The sequence below is a fragment of the Massilia rhizosphaerae genome (assembly GCF_016093545.1).
In the GTDB taxonomy this organism is placed as follows: domain Bacteria; phylum Pseudomonadota; class Gammaproteobacteria; order Burkholderiales; family Burkholderiaceae_D; genus Telluria; species Telluria rhizosphaerae.
Window position 1 is genome coordinate 109,381 of the sequence record NZ_JADKYX010000011.1, and the last position, 18,389, is coordinate 127,769.

The window sequence follows — 18,389 nt, forward strand, 5'->3', positions numbered from 1 at the left end:
TCAGGATTACCCCGTCAGGATAAAGTGTCCTGGGCGATTCCGGAAAACGTTTCGAAATAATCCGGGAACGTCTTGGCTACGCACTTCGGATCGTTGATGCGCATGGCGTTCCCGCGCCGCGCCGCGCCATCGAGCGAGGCGAGCGAGAAGCACATCGCCATCCGGTGATCGTCGTAGGTGTCGATGGTGGCCGGCGACAGCGTCTCCGGCGGCGTCACGCGGATATAGTCCGGGCCCTCTTCCACCGTCGCGCCGACCTTGCGCAGCTCCGTCGCCATCGCGGCCAGGCGGTCCGTTTCCTTCACGCGCCAGCTGGCGATGTTGCGCAGGGTGCTCGTGCCGTCCGCGTACAGCGCGGCGACGGCGATCGTCATCGCGGCGTCCGGGATGTGGTTGAAGTCCGCGTCGATGGCTTTCAACACGCCGTTCGACTTGGCCTCGATCCAGTTGTCGCCCTTGGTGATCGTGGCGCCCATCAACTCGAGCGCATCGGCGAAGCGCACGTCGCCCTGGATCGACTCCTTGCCCACGCCTTCCACGCGCACCGGACCGCCGGCGATGGCGCCCGCGGCCAGGAAGTACGACGCCGACGACGCATCGCCCTCGACGTGGATGCTGCCCGGGCTGCGGTACGTCTGGCCCGGCTGCACGGTGAACGACGCCCAGCCGTCCTGGCCGACCGTCACGCCGAAGCGGCGCATCAGGTTCAGGGTGATCTCGATGTACGGCTTGGAAATCAGCTCGCCCACGACCTCGATCGTCACCGGCTGCGTCTGCGCCATCAACGGCGCGGCCATCAGCAGCGCGGTGAGGAACTGGCTCGACACGTTGCCGCGCACGGCGATGCGGTCCGGCTGCACGTGCCCCTTGCGGATGTGCAGCGGCGGATAGCCCGGATTGCCCGTGTATTCGATGCTGGCGCCGACGGCGTTCAGCGCGTCGACCAGGTCGCCGATCGGACGCTCGTGCATGCGCTCGACGCCGTGCAGCGTGTAGTCGCCGCCGATCACGGCCAGCGCCGCCGTCAGCGGACGGATCGCGGTGCCCGCATTCCCCATGAACAGGTCGGCCTGGCCGACGGGCAGCTTGCCGGCGGCGCCGTGCACGACGTGCGTGCGGTCGTCGATCTGCTCCCACTGGATGCCCAGCTTGCGCAGGGCGTCCAGCATGACGGACGTGTCGTCCGATGCGAGCAGGTCGTGGATGGTCGTCGTGCCTTCGGACAGCGCGGCCAGCAGCAAGGTGCGGTTGGAGATACTCTTCGACCCCGGCAGGCGTACGGTGCCCTGCACGCGCATCACGGGTTCGAGGTCGATGTGCTGGGGATAGATTTTAGCTTGTGTCATTTTCCAGATTCCTGATCGGGGGCCGGCGGCTTTTCCGCGGTTTCGATCGCTTCGATCCACGCACGGCGGGCGCGCTGGGCGTTGGCGTAGGTCGCCTCCAGCGCGGCCCCGTCGCCGGCGGCGAGCCGCGCGCGAAGGTGAGTCAATTGGGCCAGATACGCATCGAGTTCGCCGAGCAGCGCGTCGCGGTTCGCGAGGCTGATGTCGCGCCACATTTCCGGCGACGAGCCCGCGATGCGGGTGAAATCGCGGAAGCCGCTGGCGGCGTACTGGAACAGCAAATCCGCGTGCGGCTTGGCGGCGATGTCGTCGACGAGCGCGTACGCGAGCAGGTGCGGCAGGTGGCTGACGGCCGCGAACACCTTGTCGTGTTCCTGCGGCGTGAGCATGTGGATGACGGCGCCGCACGTGCGCCACGCGGCCGCCACTTTGTCGATGGCGTCCGGCGCGTTTTCCGGCAGCGGCGCCAGCACGGTTTTCTTGCCGCGGTACAGGTCGGGGATCGCCGCGTCCGGGCCGTTCGATTCGCGCCCGGCGATCGGGTGGCCCGGCACGAACTGCTTGACGCGGTCGCCCAGCGCCGCGCGCGCGGCCGCCACGACGTCGGACTTGGTGCTGCCCGCGTCCGTGACGATCGTCTGCGGCTCCAGGTACGGCAGGAGCGACGCGAGAATGGGGCCGGTCTGCGCGACCGGGGCCGCCAGCAGCACGAGGTCCGCGCCGCGCAGCGCCTCCTGCGGCGAGGCGGCCGCCTCGTCGATGATCCCGAGCTCACGCGCGCGCGCCAGCGCCTGCGCGGACCGCCCGAGGCCCACGACGCGATCCACGGCACCGGCCGCCTTCAGCCCCAGCGCGAACGAGCCGCCGATCAGGCCGACGCCGACGATGACGACTTTCGTAAACATCAGGCGAGCGCGCGCTTGAGCGCTTCGACGAAGCGGGCATTCTCTTCCGGCAGGCCGATCGAAATGCGCAGCCATTGCGGCAAGCCGTACGCGCCGACCGGGCGCACGATCACGCCCTGCTTCAGCAGCGCCAGGTTCACGCGCGCGCCGGCGCCGTCGTCGTCGCCCACTTTCACGAGCACGAAGTTGCCGTACGACGGGACGTATTCCAGGCCCAGTTCTTCGAACGCCGCCGTCAGCTGCTTGTAGCCGGCGCGGTTGTTCTCGAAACCCTTCTGCAGGAAGGCCTTGTCGTTCAGCGCCGCGATGGCGGCGGCCTGCGCGAGCGAGTTCACGTTGAACGGTTGGCGGATACGGTTCATCAGGTCCGTCACGGCCGGCTGGGCGATGGCGAAACCGACGCGCAGGCCCGCCAGGCCATACGCTTTGGAGAACGTGCGCGAGACGATCAGGTTCGGGTATTTACGGACCCACTGCGTCGATTCGAACTGGTCCTTCGGTTCCAGGTATTCGTTGTAGGCCTCGTCCAGCACGACAACGACGGACGCCGGCACCTTGGCCAGGAACGCTTCGATTTCGGCAGCCGGGATGAACGTGCCGGTCGGATTGTTCGGGTTGGCGATGTAGACGAGGCGCGTGTCGGCATCGATCGCGGCCGCCATCGCATCGAGGTCGTGGCCATGATTCTTGGCCGAAACGACGATGCCGCGCGCGCCGACGCCCTGCGTGGCCAGCGCGTACACGGCGAACGAGTACTGCGCGTAGACGACGGCCTGGTCCTTCTGCACGAACGCGTGCGCGGCGATTTCCAGGATATCGTTGGAGCCGTTGCCGAGCGTGATCCAGTCGGCCGGCACGTCGTAGCGCTTGGCCAGCGCGGCCTTCAGCTCGAAGCCGTTGGCGTCCGGGTAGCGGCCGAGTTCCGCGGCCGCGGCGGCCATCGCGGCCTTGGCCGATTCCGGCACGCCGAACGGGTTTTCGTTGGAGGCCAGCTTGACGATATTGGCTTCATCGAGGCCGAACTCGCGGGCGACTTCGGAAATGGGTTTGCCGGCCTGGTAGGGGGCGATGGCACGGACGTAGTCTGGACCGAATTGCGACATGGGATTCTCTTGGCTTTGGTGAGGATGGTTCAGAGGCCGACGGGATACGATCCCAATACCTTGAAGAAGGCGGCGTTGTCCTTGAGTTCTTCGAGCGCGCGGCCGACGGCGGCATCGGCGATGTGGCCCTCGACGTCGACATAGAAGTAGTACTCCCACGTGCCGATGCGCGCGGGACGCGACTCGAAGCGCGTCATCGACACGCCGTGCTTCGCGAGCGGCGCGAGCAGGCTGTAGACGGCGCCGGCCTTGTTCGGCACCGCCAGCACGATCGACGTGCGATCCTTGCCGGACGGGCCCGTGGCCTGGCTGCCGATGATCAGGAAACGGGTGCGGTTGTGCGGATCGTCCTGGATGTGCGCCTGCACCACGCCCAGCTTGTACTGTTCGCCGGCCATCTCGCTGGCGATCGCGGCGACGGTCGGGTCCTGGCTCGCCAGCACCGCGGCTTCCGCGTTCGACGCGACGGCGCGCCGTTCGATGCCCGGATGGTGCAGGTTGAGCCACACCTGGCACTGGGCCAGCGCCTGCGAATGGGCGCACACGACCTTCACGCCTTCCATCGTGCCCGTCTTCGTCATGAGGCTGTGGTGCACGGGGATCGACACTTCGCCGCTGATGATGGTCGTCGTCGCGAGCATCAGGTCGAGCGTGCGGTTGATGGCGCCCTCGGACGAATTCTCGACGGGGACAACGCCGTAGTCAGCCGTGCCGGCCTCGGTGGCGCGGAACACTTCATCGATCGACACGCAGGGCAGGCCTTCGACGGCGCTGCCGAAATGCTGGAACGCGGCCTCCTGGGTGAACGTGCCGGTCGGGCCGAGGTAGGCGACCGTCACGCGTTTTTCCAGCGCGCGGCAGGACGACATGATCTCGCGGAAGATGGTCTGCACGTCCTGGTTCTTCAGCGGACCGGGATTGCGCTCGGCCACGCTGCGCAGCACCTGCGCTTCGCGCTCGGGGCGGAACACGGGGGCGTTCGTCTCGGCCTTGACGTGGCCGACTTCCTGCGCGACCTTGCCGCGGCGCGAAAGGAGTTCGAGGATTTGCGCGTCGATCGCATCGATCTGTTCGCGCAGGGGTTTCAGTTTGTCTGTCATTGTCTGCTCATTGGGTGCGGTTCACGGCCCGAAAAAACGGAATGGCTGCCGTAGGGTGGGCACCCCGTGCCCACCTTTGCTCGGCAGCATGGTGGGCGCGGAGCGCCCACCCTACGGTCCGGTCAAGGGCACAACCGGGTGCGCATCAGCGCCCCGCGAACTCGTTCAAATAATCGACCAGGGCTTGCACGCCCTCGATCGGCATCGCGTTGTAGATCGATGCCCGCATACCGCCGACGGACTTGTGGCCCTTCAGTTGCAGCAGGCCGCGCGCTTTGGCGCCGGCCAGGAATTGTTCGTTCAACGACTCATCGCGCAGGTAGAACGGTACGTTCATGCGCGAGCGATATTCGGGCGCCACACGATTCTGGTAAAAATCGTCGGCGTCCAGCGCCGCGTACAGCAGGCGCGCTTTTTCGATGTTGCAGCGTTCCATCTCGGCCACGCCGCCCAGTTTTTTCAGGTGCGCGAACACGAGGCCCGCGATATAGATCGCATACGTCGGCGGCGTGTTCAGCATCGAGTCGGCGTCGGCCACGGCGCGCCAGTTGAACACGCCGGGGCAGATCGGCAGCGCGTAGTCGAGCAGGTCGTCGCGCACGATGGTGATCGTCAGGCCCGCCGGGCCGATGTTCTTTTGCGCGCCGGCGAAGATCACGCCGTATTTCGACACGTCGATGGTGCGCGACAGGATGTGCGACGACATGTCGACGACGAGCGGCGTGTCGCCCTGCACGGTGGGCACGTAGCCGATCTCGACGCCGTCGATGGTCTCGTTGGTGCACACGTGCAGGTAGGCGGCGTCGGCGCTCAGCTTCCACGTTTCCTGCGGCGGCACGGTGGTGAAGCGGCTCGCCTCGCCGGATGCGGCAACGTTCACGTTCGCATAGCGCCGCGCTTCCTTGAGCGACTTGCCCGACCACGAACCGGTGTGGACGAAGTCGATCGTGGCCGGCTGGGGTTTGCGGCCCACCATGTTCAGCGGAATGATGGCGTTCTGGCCGAGGCCGCCGCCCTGCATGAACAGGACCTTGTAGTTGGCCGGCACGCCCAGCAGTTCGCGCAGGTCGGCTTCGGCCTGCTGCGCGATCGAGATGAATTCGGGGCCGCGGTGGCTCATCTCCATCACGGACATGCCGCTGCCGTGCCAGTCCAGCATCTCGTCGGCGGCCTGGCGCAGGACTTCCTTCGGCAGGACGGCCGGGCCGGCGGAGAAGTTATAAACCTGGGTGGCGGCGAGAGATTGATTCACGAATATCCTTGAATGAGTGCGGGTGCGGCGGCGTGCGTTCCCGTCATGACAATGCGGGTTCCTCGATTTTCGCACGAAACTTGCAAAAAATCCTCTACCACTGCCATTTCGCGGCCCGGTGCCACATTGCGGAAAGACCACCGCCCGAAAAAGTGCTCCGACCCCGAATTGCGGGAATAAAAAAGCCGCCGGTGCTGGCGCGCGGCGGCTTTTCGGCGGAGGGAACCCGGCTTATTCCGGTGCCGGCTCCAGCTCGGTTTCCTCGAGATCGGTCTCGACGACGCGCTGCAGGCCGGACAGCCTGGTGCCGTCTTCCACAGCGATCAGCGTGACGCCCTGGGTGGCGCGGCCCATCTCGCGGATCTCGGCCACGCGGGTGCGGATCAGCACGCCGCCGGTCGTGATCAGCATGATCTCGTCCGTCTCGTCGACCAGCGTCGCGGCGACGACCTTGCCGTTGCGCTCGGACGTCTGGATCGCGATCATGCCCTTCGTGCCGCGGCCGTGGCGCGTGTATTCCGTGATCGGGGTGCGCTTGCCGAAGCCGTTTTCCGTCGCGGTCAGCACGGACTGCTGCTCGTTCTCGGCGACCAGCAGCGCGATCACGTTCTGGCCCTCTTCCAGGTTCATGCCGCGCACGCCGCGCGCGGTGCGGCCCATCGGGCGCACGTCGTTCTCGTCGAAGCGCACGGCCTTGCCGGCGTCGGAGAACAGCATCACGTCGTGCTTGCCGTCCGTGAGGGCGGCGCCGATCAGGAAGTCGCCCTCGTCCAGGTCGACGGCGATGATGCCGGCCTTGCGCGGATTCGAAAAATCGCGCAACGGCGTCTTCTTGACCGTGCCGAGGCTCGTCGACATGAAGACGTAGTGATCTTCCGGGAACGTCGAGTTCTCGCCCGACAGCGGCAGGATCACGGTGATCTTCTCGCCGTCCTGCAGCGGGAACATGTTGACGATCGGCTTGCCGCGCGAGTTGCGCGAACCTTGCGGCACTTCCCACACCTTCAGCCAGTACATCCGGCCGCGGTTGCTGAAGCACAGCATGTAGTCGTGCGTGTTGGCGATGAACAGCTGGTCGATCCAGTCCTCGTCCTTCGTCGCCATCGCCTGCTTGCCGCGGCCGCCGCGCTTCTGCGCGCGGTATTCGGAAATCGGCTGCGATTTCATGTAGCCCGTGTGCGACAAGGTCACGACCATGTCCTGCGGCGTGATCAGGTCTTCCGTCTCCAGGTCGGAGGCGTTGTGCTCGATGGCGGAGCGGCGCGTGTCCTTGCCGTTTTCCGCGTAGTCGGATTTGATCTGCGCCATCTCGTCGACGATGATGCTCGTGACGCGCTCCGGGCGGGCCAGGATGTCGAGCAGGTCGGCGATGTGCAGCATCACGTCCTTGTACTCGTTGACGATCTTGTCCTGCTCCAGGCCGGTCAGACGCTGCAAGCGCATCTGCAGGATTTCCTGGGCCTGCTCGTCCGACAGCTTGTACAGGCCGTCCTGCTGCATGCCGTAGTGCTTCGGCAGGTGCTCGGGACGGAACGCCTCGATGCCGCCGGCGGCGCCCGTCTCCGTGCGCATCAGCATTTCGCGCACGAGGGACGAATCCCACGCGCGCGCCATCAGTTCCGTCTTCGCGACCGGCGGCGTCGGCGCGGCCTTGATGATCGCGATGAAGTCGTCGATGTTCGCCAGCGCGACCGCGAGACCTTCCAGCATGTGGCCGCGTTCGCGCGCCTTGCGCAGTTCGAACACGGTGCGGCGCGTGACCACTTCGCGGCGGTGCGACAGGAAGCACTCCAGCATCTGCTTGAGGTTCAGCAGCTTGGGCTGGCCGTTGACGAGGGCCACCATGTTCATGCCGAACGTGTCCTGCAGCTGGGTCTGCTTGTACAGGTTGTTCAGCACGACTTCCGGCACTTCGCCGCGCTTCAGTTCGATGACGACGCGCATGCCCGATTTGTCGGACTCGTCGCGGATGTCGGAAATGCCTTCCAGCTTCTTGTCGCGCACGTTTTCGGCGATGCGCTCCAGCAGCGATTTCTTGTTGACCTGGTACGGCAGCTCGTCGACGATGATCGCGATGCGGCCGCCGTCCTTGCCGTATTCCTCGAAGTGGGTCTTGGCGCGCATGACGACGCGGCCGCGGCCCGTGCGATAGCCGTCGCGCACGCCCGAGACGCCATAGATGATGCCGGCCGTCGGGAAGTCCGGCGCCGGGATCAGCTCAATCAGTTCGTCGATCGTGCAATCCGGATTCCTCAGCACGTGCATTGCGCCGTTGATCACTTCGGACAGGTTGTGCGGCGGGATGTTCGTCGCCATGCCGACCGCGATGCCGGACGAGCCGTTGATCAGCAGGTTCGGGATCTTCGTCGGCAGGACGGTCGGCTCTTTTTCCTTGCCGTCGTAGTTGGGCTGGAAGTCGACGGTGTCCTTGTCGATGTCGGCCAGCAGTTCGTTCGATATCTTGTCCAGGCGGCACTCGGTGTAACGCATCGCCGCGGCGGAGTCGCCGTCGATGGAACCGAAGTTGCCCTGCCCGTCCACGAGCGTGTAGCGCAGCGAGAAGTCCTGGGCCATGCGGACCAGCGTGTCGTAGATCGACGCGTCGCCGTGCGGGTGGTACTTACCCATCGTGTCGCCGACCACGCGCGCGCACTTCAGGTAAGGCCGGTTCCAGACGTTGTTCATTTCGTGCATCGCGTACAGCACGCGGCGGTGCACGGGTTTCAAGCCGTCGCGCACATCCGGCAGAGCACGGCCCACGATCACGCTCATCGCGTAATCGAGGTAGCTCTTGCGCATCTCTTCTTCCAGGGAAATTGGAACTGTTTCTTTTGCGAATTGATCCATTGTGCGGGTCGGCGCCTTCAGGCTGATCTGTTGAATTCCAAGCCCATGATTTTACCACGGCCGACCTGCCAGCAACGCATTTCGGCCGCCAGCGAAGGCGATAGCAAACTGGCACAATTAGCGCATTGACACATTCCTGTCATAAACGTTCGTCAAGCTTCGATACGCTTGTCGACACCTTGTTGCGCAGAAACAACGCGACAAATAGCATGCAAGGCAATTGGTCGACCACGGTTCGTGCGGATGTGGCGTATGTGGCAAAATGGCCGAGACGTTAATTGCTTGTTTCACAATGCGGAACTGACATGTTGTCTCGAGTGTTAATCTTATACTCACGTCTTATTGCCCCTGAGCAGTTTCGCTGCTAGAAGATTTTACCGAAAGGAAGAAAAAATATGAATAAATTGGCAACCCTCGTATTCGCTGCCACGGCCGCGATGGCGGGCAGCGCATCCGCGCAAAGCGCACCTCCGTATGCGCCGCTGACCACCGATATTCACGCTCGCACGCCGTACAGCGCTTACGTGCAGGATGCCCGTGGTGTCATCGCCCGCGATCCGTTCGGCCTGTGCTGGCGCACCGGCTACTGGACCCCGGCCGACGCGGTCCCGGGCTGCGACGCGCCGCTGTGCGTGCCGCCGGAACACCTGGAAAACGGCAAGTGCGTCGCACCGCCGCCTCCGCCGGTCGCCGCTCCGGCACCTGCCGCCCCGGCTCCGGCCCCAGCACCGGCTCCGGTCCCGACCTCGGAAAAAGTGAGCTACTCGGCTGACGCCTTCTTCGACTTCGACAAAGCCGTGCTGAAGCCGGCCGGCAAGGCATCGCTGGACGACCTCGTCACGAAGCTGAAAGACATCAACCTGGAAGTCATCATCGCCGTCGGCCACACCGACTCGGTGGGCACCGATGCCTACAACCAGAAGCTGTCCGTGCGCCGCGCCGACGCCGTCAAGGCTTATCTGCAGAGCAAGGGCGTCGATGCAAAACGCGTCTACACCGAAGGCAAGGGCGAGAAACAGCCGGTCGCCGACAACAAGACCGCCGCCGGCCGTGCGAAGAACCGCCGCGTGGAAATCGAAGTCGTCGGTACCCGCAGCAGCCAGCAGCAGTAATTCTTAATTCTGCTTGACGCCTGGACAACCCCGCTTCGGCGGGGTTTTTTTATGTCTCACCGGCATGTGTTTTTTTTCGCGACCCCATCCGTGCCGGCTACCCATTTCCGCTATCATTCCGTCCTATGACTACGATGACCAACGCCGATCCCTTAGAGATCCAGAAGTTCAGTGAACTGGCCCACCGCTGGTGGGACCCGACGTCCGAATTCCGTCCGCTGCACGACATCAACCCGTTGCGCCTGGAATGGATCAACGCGCGCGTGCCGCTGGCCGGCAAGAACGTCATCGACATCGGCTGCGGCGGCGGCATCCTGGCCGAATCGATGGCGCGCAAGGGCGCCAAGGTCACGGGCATCGACCTGTCCAAGAAAGCCCTCAAGGTGGCCGACCTGCACAGCCTGGAATCGGGCGTGGAAGTGCGTTACAAATTGATCGCGGCCGAGGACATGGCCGCGGAAGAGCCCGGCCAATTCGACGTCGTGACCTGCATGGAGATGCTGGAGCACGTCCCCGACCCGGCCGCCATCGTGCGCGCCGCCGCGACGCTCGTGAAACCGGGCGGCCGCGTGTTCTTCTCGACCCTGAACCGCAACGTCAAATCGTATCTGTTCGCCGTCGTCGGCGCCGAATACGTGCTGCGCATGCTGCCGCGCGGCACCCACGACTATGCCAAATTCATCACGCCGGCCGAACTGTCGAATTTCGTGCGCGACGCCGGCCTCATCGTCGACGGGCTGAAGGGCCTCACGTACAACCCGTTGACCAAGATCTACTCGCTGAACCAGGACACCGGTGTCAACTACATGGTCGCCTGCAGTAAACCGATGTAATAAAGCGCTTTAAATACCGACTCATGACCTTTTCTTCCGCCCTGCCCGCGCCGCGCGCCGTCCTGTTCGACCTCGACGGCACGCTGGCCGACACCGCGCCCGACCTCGCGGCCGCCGTCAACCGGATGCGCACCGAGCGCGGCCTGGAACCGACGCCGTACGCCCTGCTGCGCCCGACCGCCTCGGCCGGCGCGCGCGGCATGATCGGCGCCGCCTTCGGCCTCGCACCGGGCGACGAGGGCTACGAAGCCCTGCGCGTGGAATGGTTCGAGCGCTACCAGTCGGCGATGGCCGTGCACAGCACGCTGTTCGACGGCATTCCCGACCTGCTGGACGGCCTCAAAGCGGCCGGCATGGCCTGGGGCATCGTCACCAACAAACCGGCACGCTTCACCGATCCGCTCGTGCCGCTGATCGGCCTGGCGCACGCGGACTGCGTGGTCTCGGGCGATACGACGCCGCACGCGAAGCCGCACCCGGCCCCGCTGCTGGAAGCGGCCCGCCGCCTGGACATCGATCCCGCGCACTGCTGGTACGTGGGGGACGATTTGCGCGACATCGAAGCGGGCCGCGCGGCAGGCATGGTCACCGTCGCGTGCAATTGGGGCTATTGCGGCGCCATCGATCCGACGACCTGGGGCGCCGATGTCCAGCTCGACACGCCGCGCCACCTGCTGCAGGTGTTGCGCGATCTGGCGGACCCGGCCGGGGCTGCGAAAGCGGCGGCCTGATTCGCCTGTCTACGTGCCGCGTCCCGCCTGCCACGTCGGGCGGCGGCGCGCTGCCTCCCCTCTTCTCTTCTACGTCGCGCCCCGTCATCGATGCTGGCGGCTGCGCTTCTTGTTCCGAGCTACGTCGTCGGTTAGTTGCAAACTTCGATCCAGAGCCGTCGTCTTCGTTGGACCACTGGAACTCGGCACTTACATATCTTTACGATTGATACAGTGAATCGTCTATCTCTCCACAATGCCCCCGAGTAATCTACAACCACACGACAACAACTCCTCAGGAGCAGACAAAATGGAAACGCTCAAGACCGCCACCTCCCGCATCCACCCGCTGATGGCTGCTGCCGCAGTGTCCGTCATCGTCGTCAGCCTGGCCGGCGCGGCCGCGATCACCGGCCTCCTGCCGAGCTCGCACAGCGCCCCCGACGCAGGCGCCAACACGGCCCAGACCGGCGCACCGGCAAGCGCATTGCCGATGGCAGCCGAAACGCCGCAAGGTGCCCAGCCGGTGCAAGGCGCCTTCGCGCAGCCGGTCGTTGCGAGTGCCCAACCGGCACCGACCGTGATCAAGGAAACCGTGATCCGCGAAGTGCCTGCGAAACCTGCTCCGCATCACACGGTGCACCACACGAGCTACGCGCAGAACGATGCGCCGGCCTATCGTGAACCGGCACCGCGTCCGGCACCGCAGCCGAACTACGTCGCCATCGGCACCGGCGCCGTCGTCGGCGGCCTGCTGGGCAACCAGGTCGGCAGCGGCAACGGCCGCAAACTCGCGACTGTCGCCGGCATCATCGGCGGCGGCATGCTGGGCAACCAGATCGCCAACCAGAACCAGGGCCGTTAAACACGCCAGACCTTGATTCTCCGCACCTCGCACCCATATCGGGTGTGAGGGCGCGTCAAGGGCTCTCCGCTCACCGGCCGATTGCGGTACAATGAGCGTTCTCTTTCTGGGGGCGACCTGGTTTCGACGTGGGTTGCAAAGCAGAACAGGGCATACCGAGGACTGGTTACCTCGTAAATACATCCAGAAATCAATAACTGCAAACGATAACTCGTACGCACTCGCAGCCTAATCGCTGCTAGCTCTACACCACCTCGCCTCTGGGGTGTGCCGCAAGGCAAGTAGAGTCATTTACAGAGGCTAGGACTCAACCGGGTTACTTGGTTGCTTCCGAAATTTAAGGTAACTCGCTTGGTTGCAGGGTGCACGTCCCCGTCAGCCAGGTTAAATTAAAAGACAGTGCTAAGTATGTAGAACTGTCTGTAGAGTGCTTGCGGACGAGGGTTCGATTCCCTCCGCCTCCACCAGTATTCCGATAAGCCGCTGATTCGTCAGCGGCTTTTCCTTTTTCAGCACGTGCGATCTGGCTTGGTGCCCCAACCGAGCGCCCCAAGACAGGTCAGACATTGCCATCAGAGTCGCATCATCGCTACATCGAAACAAGTTCGGAATCCTCTACTTCCGCATGGCAGTACCCCAGACCTCCGGCACCGCTTCGCCTCCAAAGAAATCTACCGCAGCCTGCGTACCGCCAGCATCAAGGAGGCTACGGCCGCGGCGCAAACGCTCTTAATCGCTCTCAAACGAGCGTTCACAGAAATTAGGCCACAACTCATGTCCGACCAGAAAGAAACGCCTACAGCCCCGCTAATTACTCTGGATGACGTGCTCGCCAGGGCACGCAAAGACCTGTACTGCGCGCACGCATTGATGAGCTTGAACAGACGGTTGACGGTCTGCAGGACACCCAACACGCCGACCACCGGCGACATCAGGAAACATTCACGATCGTCACGAAGGCTGCAGTTCGGCCGCCGAAGAAGCCCTCCCCTCTGTTCTCGCAACTGGGCAGGGACTATGAGCGCGATCGGCACGCAGGAAATAAATGGACGCCCGCCACGCACAGCGAGAACATAGCGATATACAAGATATTCATTGATATCGTTGGCGACCCTCCACTTGATGACATCGACGAACAGCAGGCGTTAACCTTCATCGAAACGCTCAAGAAGCTGCCCGCGAATATGAACAAGATGTCTGCGTACAGGGGCAAAACCACCGCAGAAATCATCGAGCTAAACCCGCCGCCGATCAGTACCGAGACGTTCAACAGGTACGTCGAGCGGATCAGCGGTCTGTTCAAATTTGCGATCTCGAAGCGAAAGTACGCCCTGCGGTACAACCCGTTTAGTGGGCGCGGCTTGGACGATAGCAAGACGAAGAAGCGCGAACCGTTCACGGTCGAGGAACTGACAAAGATCTTCGGGGCGGCTGAACACGCTCAACGCAAACACAAAAGCACGTACGCGTATTGGCTCCCAATAATGGGGCTGTTTGCCGGCGCACGGCCGAATGAGCTTTGCCAGCGCCACCTGTCCGACTTTGAGGTCACTGACGGCGTCCGTTACATCAACATTAGGGACGAAGAAGATTTTCAGCGGGTCAAGAACAATAACGTCTGCCGCCAGGTCCCGGTTCACGAAAAACTGATCGAGGTCGGCCTCATACGCTACGTCGAGCGCCTGCGTGATCAGGGCCAACAGCGTCTCCTCCCGATGCTGAAATTTTATGAAAAAGATGGCGACGCCAAGAAGCCGTCAGATTGGTTCGGACAATTTGGAAAGCGGTGCGGCATCATGGAAACCCATACAAAGGCTTTCCACTCGTTCCGACACACGTTCATATCATCATTGCTCAACGACGGGGTGCCGGAACTGTCCATCGCGCAAATCGTCGGCATGAGGGACGGACGATTGCGTCAAACATCTACTGGAACGTGAAAGACCTCGTGAGGTGCAAGCAGATCGTCGATGAGTTCCAGCCGCCACAAGACGTTTGGCGGATCATCCCCAAGTTCGAAGATGTGAAGATCGGCAAAGTCGGGGCGACCGGATAAACAGGCGCGAACTACTTGCTTGCAGCCTGAAACTGACCGCATACTATGCTAAACCATCCACTCTCAGGAACTTGGCGGCATTGACATTTTCGCGTCACTCTTCTGCAGGCAGACTATGTCTTCATAAAATAGACAAAGTCTATTTGAAAAATCATCTAAAACAAAATAACTAGGACAACGACCTTGCCTAATAAACTTATCTGTTTCGAATGTATCGGTGAGAGCTATCTTTCAGAGCAAACTAGGCTCTTCGGCGAGAAAGGTAAGGAATGCTCTTATTGTGGAGAGGAAGACACTAGTGTTTTCCCAATCGAATACATTGCAGATCACGTATCCACCGTCTTCGATCATAGCTACTCTCTAACGCCGAATGAGCCTAACGCGTATGAATCTATGTTGCTTGCGGATGACGAGAATGACTATGACTGGGAACGAGAAGGAGAGGCACCTATTGATATAGTTGCAGATATTGTCAACGTCTCGTACGAGATTGCAGAAGATGTTATTAACGCCCTAGATTCAGCCAACCAAGTCGACGAGCGGCGCAATCCGGGAGCTGAGGCGCCCTTTAACTCCGAAGCGCGTTATGAGAGCGTAGGCCGAGATGAAGAAGAGTCGGAAAAAACGTGGGAAAGTCTAACATATGGACTCCACCATTCCGCGCGCTTTTTTAACACGGGCCTCAGGAGTTTCTTAGATAGTCTATTCTCGGACATTCATATAAAAGACGGCCGCAATGGAAAGGCAATTAGAATTGTCGAACCTGGCTCGAAGATTGCACGAGAAATCTATCGAGCGCGAGTTTCAGTCAATCGCGAGTCTGTGAAAGAAATCCTGTCCGGCTTGCCTGCTACCTTAGGCGCTCCGACTGGACGTAAAGTTCGCGCTGGACGAATGAATGCAGCTGGGATATCGGTATTCTACGGCGCTTGCGACCGCGACACATGCTTGGCTGAGGTACGGGCACCAGTAGGTAGTTCAGTTGTCATAGGCCAGTTCGAGTTAGTACGTGCCGTGAAGCTACTTGACCTTGATGCGTTAGGGAAGTTGTACGTAACGAAAAGTCTTTTCAACCCAGGCTACAGCGCCGACCTCGAAAAATGCTCTTTTTTAGCTTTACTGTCTCGCCGGTTTTCAATGCCAGTAATTCCCGGAGGAGAAGATTTTGACTATTTGCTTTCGCAAGCGGTTTGTGAGTACCTCGCCGGCTCTATCAAGCCGCAACTCGATGGCATCATTTTCAAATCATCTCAGCGAGGAGGCAACGGGAAAAACATTACCCTTTTCAATCACGCAAGTTTCGTTGAGCTACCGAAGTATCCGCCTGGCACCAAGTTCGCGAGCTACCACCTTCCACCTGACGATGATGGAGAGGAATCATATGCCGTCTCCGTCCAGCTGCCTGCGGAAGATATAGACGAGGTTCGGAACAACACGTCCGATAATCATTGGCTAAGTTCAGTCACATCGACCTTTGATACTGATATCCCGTCGGTGGCAACTCTCCGCCTTCGAACCGAAAATGTTGAAGTCATTGAGATCCTCGGAGTTTCGTACTCTAAGCGAATACTTGAGGTCAGGCACCACGAGTTCACCGGCGAACCAGGTTTTTGATGAGCGGGCCTTACGCCTTGAATCGCCACCAGTATCGTAGACGCTCCTGAGCCATAATTCTGGGTCAAGGAGAAGATATGAGTGGAAAGCGGTACGCAGAGGAATTCAAGATCGCGGCGGTCAAGCAGGTGGCGGAGCGCGGTCATCCGGCGAGCGAGGTGGCGGAGCGTCTTGGGTGAGCATGCACAGCCTTTACACCTGGGTAAAGCGCTACGGTGTGCCCGATGAGCAGCGCAAGACGGTGGATTCTCAGGCAGAGGAATAGCGGCGCCTGAAGGCCGAGTTGAAGCGCGTCACGGAGGAGCGCGACATCTTGAAAAAGGCCGCGGTGTACTTTGCCAAGACGTCCGGGTAAGGTACACCTTCATTGCTGAGCTCCAGGACCAATTCCCAGTGCCGCGGCTGTGCAAGGTGCTCGGCGTGCATCCCAGCGGTTTTTATGCCTGGCGCCTGAACCCCGAAAGCCGCCGCGCTAAAGAAGACAAGCGGCTGCTGGTTCCCATCAAGGAGTCGTGGCTGGAAAGCGGCAGCGTGTACGGTTACCGCAAGGTCAGCGATGACTTGCGCGAGCTGGGTGAACAATGCGGTATCAATCGCGTCCACAGCCTGATGCGGTCGGCCGGACTCCGCTCGCAGACCGGCTACGCCAAGCGCAAGTACAAACGCGGCGGCGCACCTTCGCTGGTGGCGCCAAATCATTTGCAGCGCCAGTTCGACGTGCAGGAGCCCAATCGGGTTTGGGTGACGGACATTACGTATATCCGCACGTACGAAGGCTGGCTCTATCTTGCCGTGGTACTTGACCTGTTCTCGCGCCAGGCGGTCGGCTGGTCGATGAGTTCGCGTATTGATCGCGAGCTCGCGATGAGCGCACTTTTAATGGCTGTCTGGCGTCGACAACCCAAGAATACGGTGATGGTGCATTCCGACCAGGGCAGTCAATTCAGCAGCTACGATTGGCGCGACTTCCTGGAACGATAACACCGTTGCCGAGAGCTTCTTCCAACTGCTCAAGCGGGAACGGATTCGTCGTAAAACGTATGGTACTCGTGAAGAGGCAAAGCAGGACGTCTTCGACTATATCGAGATGTTCTACAATCCAAAGCGGCGGCACAGCTTCAGCGATGACTTGTCGCCGGTCGAGTACGAAAAGCAGTATTTTCAGCAGCTGTCGAGTGTCTAGCAAACTCGTGGCGATTCATTAAAAGTTCACCAGTCACAATGAACACATCCGAAAAAGAGCTTCAGCTTAGGTCATGGAACCGCTTTATAACTCGCAATTTCGAGATTGAGCCAGAACTCATAGGAAAATTCCATAAATTCCAGTTTGCAAATGCTACCGTTACAATCCGCCTTCCTAAGAAGAGCCAGGTCGATCGACCAAGCAGGTTTGATCAAATAGCGTCACGGAGTGCCTATAGAGTAATCGAAGGGATCGAAGTTCCACTGTACTACCACGTCCACAAAGTGGATGTAGAAGTCAATCTAGGTGCAGTTGCGACTCTTAACCCTGCGGTCTTAACACAACACTGCAATGCTTACGAACTGGTTACCCCCGATGTTCAGGAACAACTAAATTCTTATTGCGTGAATCATCAAGTTCTTGCGGCGCAGGCGTTCGAATATTGGCTTTCCGTATTGCGATGGACGAGCGATAATTATTCGATCGGACGCTACGAAGTGACGGAGAATAATTCGGGGTGGTCAACTTATTTGCACGACGTCGCGAGCAATCGCAAGATTTGGATTGGCACCACAGTTATTAAAGTTCCCGGATCAAAACCATTTAGTATCGAAAACTGGCGGAAGTCAGCCTTAAGACTCCGGAAAGGGGCGAAGGCTGAACCATACATCACTATTCTTCATGAGGCAGAAGAGTATCTCGATCGAGGCGAATATCGCAGATCACTGATCGACATGGCAGTGGCCACCGAACTATATATCCGGCGCATCGTAATGTCACGCCTACCGGAAACGCTAAATTCATATCTGATAGATAAGATTGAACGAGTTGGAATCTCTGAATTTAGTGAAAAAATATTCCCTGAATCATTAAATGAGATAGGCTTAAATAAACTTGATAATATTAAAAAAGATCTCAAGGCGCTGTTTACCACTCGGAATCAGGTAATGCATATGGCTGATTATAACGTTGCGACCGAAGAACTTTGCAAAAAATTTCTAAATGCTACGAAGGCACTTTTGGGCTTGTCCGAGTTCATTAAGCCTATGAAAAATAAGCCATGAAGCCCCCTGCACAGTACCGGAACCCGGATTGTGACGATGGTAGAATGCCCGGTTTGGTGTCCCGAACGGGATACCAAGATCAAGCCAGATCAGGTGTAAAACCGGGGCGGATCAATGACTTAGCTGGTGACTTGAACGAGGGCTCGATTCCCTCGTCCTCCACCAGTATTCCGATAGGCGGCTGATTCGTCAGCGGTTTTTCTATTTTTTGCATGTTCGATCTTGGCTTGGTGGCCCTAATGAATGTCCCAAGACAGACCATCTATGGCTATCAAAGTCACATCATCGCTACATCGCAACAGGTACAGAATCCTCTACTTCCGCATGGCAGTGCCAGCAGCCGTCGGGCATCGCATAGAGCCATACAAGCGGTTCCGCCCCTTCCGGCACACCGCCGTC

Annotated in this window: 14 protein-coding genes, 1 other RNA gene and 1 pseudogene; 10 read left to right on the forward strand and 6 right to left on the reverse strand. The window is 60.6% G+C overall.

The features are described 5' to 3' along the window. Positions 1 to 14: 14 nt before the first annotated feature. From aroA to gyrA, 6 genes are all read right to left on the reverse strand, one after another. Positions 15 to 1,346 (reverse strand): 3-phosphoshikimate 1-carboxyvinyltransferase, encoded by a 1,332-nt coding sequence (gene aroA / locus ISF28_RS17055; RefSeq protein ID WP_198118371.1) that lies wholly within the window; start codon positions 1,344 to 1,346, stop codon positions 15 to 17. Continuing rightward, positions 1,343 to 2,251, reverse strand: a complete 909-nt coding sequence (locus ISF28_RS17060; protein ID WP_198118372.1) for a prephenate dehydrogenase — start codon at positions 2,249 to 2,251, stop codon at positions 1,343 to 1,345. Before ISF28_RS17060 ends, aroA begins: the two co-directional genes overlap by 4 nt. Beyond that, a complete protein-coding gene (hisC, locus tag ISF28_RS17065; RefSeq protein WP_198118373.1) occupies positions 2,251 to 3,354 on the reverse strand; it encodes a histidinol-phosphate transaminase in 1,104 nt (367 codons plus the stop codon). Before hisC ends, ISF28_RS17060 begins: the two co-directional genes overlap by 1 nt. Before the next feature lie 29 nt (positions 3,355 to 3,383). Beyond that, entirely contained in the window at positions 3,384 to 4,454 is a 1,071-nt protein-coding gene (gene pheA, locus ISF28_RS17070; RefSeq protein ID WP_198118374.1) for a prephenate dehydratase, read from the reverse strand. A gap of 145 nt (positions 4,455 to 4,599) precedes the next feature. After that, positions 4,600 to 5,706, reverse strand: a complete 1,107-nt coding sequence (gene serC, locus ISF28_RS17075) for a 3-phosphoserine/phosphohydroxythreonine transaminase (RefSeq protein WP_198118375.1) — start codon at positions 5,704 to 5,706, stop codon at positions 4,600 to 4,602. Between the two features lie 231 nt (positions 5,707 to 5,937). Beyond that, positions 5,938 to 8,553, reverse strand: a complete 2,616-nt coding sequence (gene gyrA, locus ISF28_RS17080) for a DNA gyrase subunit A (protein ID WP_198118376.1) — start codon at positions 8,551 to 8,553, stop codon at positions 5,938 to 5,940. A gap of 395 nt (positions 8,554 to 8,948) precedes the next feature. On the opposite strand from gyrA, the gene ompA reads away from it, so the two are divergent. The 10 genes and pseudogenes from ompA (at position 8,949) to ISF28_RS17125 (ending at position 17,990) form a co-directional block, all read left to right on the forward strand. Then, entirely contained in the window at positions 8,949 to 9,665 is a 717-nt protein-coding gene (ompA, locus tag ISF28_RS17085) for an outer membrane protein OmpA (RefSeq protein ID WP_198118377.1), read from the forward strand. A gap of 134 nt (positions 9,666 to 9,799) precedes the next feature. Continuing rightward, positions 9,800 to 10,498, forward strand: coding sequence for a bifunctional 2-polyprenyl-6-hydroxyphenol methylase/3-demethylubiquinol 3-O-methyltransferase UbiG (gene ubiG / locus ISF28_RS17090; protein ID WP_370663454.1), 699 nt, complete (start codon positions 9,800 to 9,802; stop codon positions 10,496 to 10,498). A gap of 23 nt (positions 10,499 to 10,521) precedes the next feature. Then, complete coding sequence (locus ISF28_RS17095) at positions 10,522 to 11,229, forward strand: HAD family hydrolase (RefSeq protein WP_198118379.1); 708 nt, start codon at positions 10,522 to 10,524, stop codon at positions 11,227 to 11,229. Between the two features lie 289 nt (positions 11,230 to 11,518). Beyond that, complete coding sequence (locus ISF28_RS31055; protein WP_198118380.1) at positions 11,519 to 12,073, forward strand: glycine zipper 2TM domain-containing protein; 555 nt, start codon at positions 11,519 to 11,521, stop codon at positions 12,071 to 12,073. A 108-nt stretch (positions 12,074 to 12,181) separates the two neighbouring features. Further along, positions 12,182 to 12,540: a transfer-messenger RNA gene (ssrA, locus tag ISF28_RS17105) on the forward strand. Positions 12,541 to 12,604: 64 nt separating this feature from the next. Next, complete coding sequence (locus ISF28_RS31225; protein ID WP_370663457.1) at positions 12,605 to 13,150, forward strand: DUF6538 domain-containing protein; 546 nt, start codon at positions 12,605 to 12,607, stop codon at positions 13,148 to 13,150. A 107-nt stretch (positions 13,151 to 13,257) separates the two neighbouring features. Continuing rightward, positions 13,258 to 14,013, forward strand: a complete 756-nt coding sequence (locus ISF28_RS17110; RefSeq protein ID WP_198118381.1) for a site-specific integrase — start codon at positions 13,258 to 13,260, stop codon at positions 14,011 to 14,013. A 299-nt stretch (positions 14,014 to 14,312) separates the two neighbouring features. Further along, a complete protein-coding gene (locus ISF28_RS17115; RefSeq protein ID WP_198118382.1) occupies positions 14,313 to 15,743 on the forward strand; it encodes an RES family NAD+ phosphorylase in 1,431 nt (476 codons plus the stop codon). Positions 15,744 to 15,820: 77 nt separating this feature from the next. After that, a pseudogene (locus tag ISF28_RS17120) lies at positions 15,821 to 16,926 on the forward strand (IS3 family transposase). 38 nt (positions 16,927 to 16,964) lie between these two features. Further along, positions 16,965 to 17,990, forward strand: a complete 1,026-nt coding sequence (locus ISF28_RS17125; protein ID WP_198118383.1) for a hypothetical protein — start codon at positions 16,965 to 16,967, stop codon at positions 17,988 to 17,990. Positions 17,991 to 18,389: the final 399 nt, after the last annotated feature.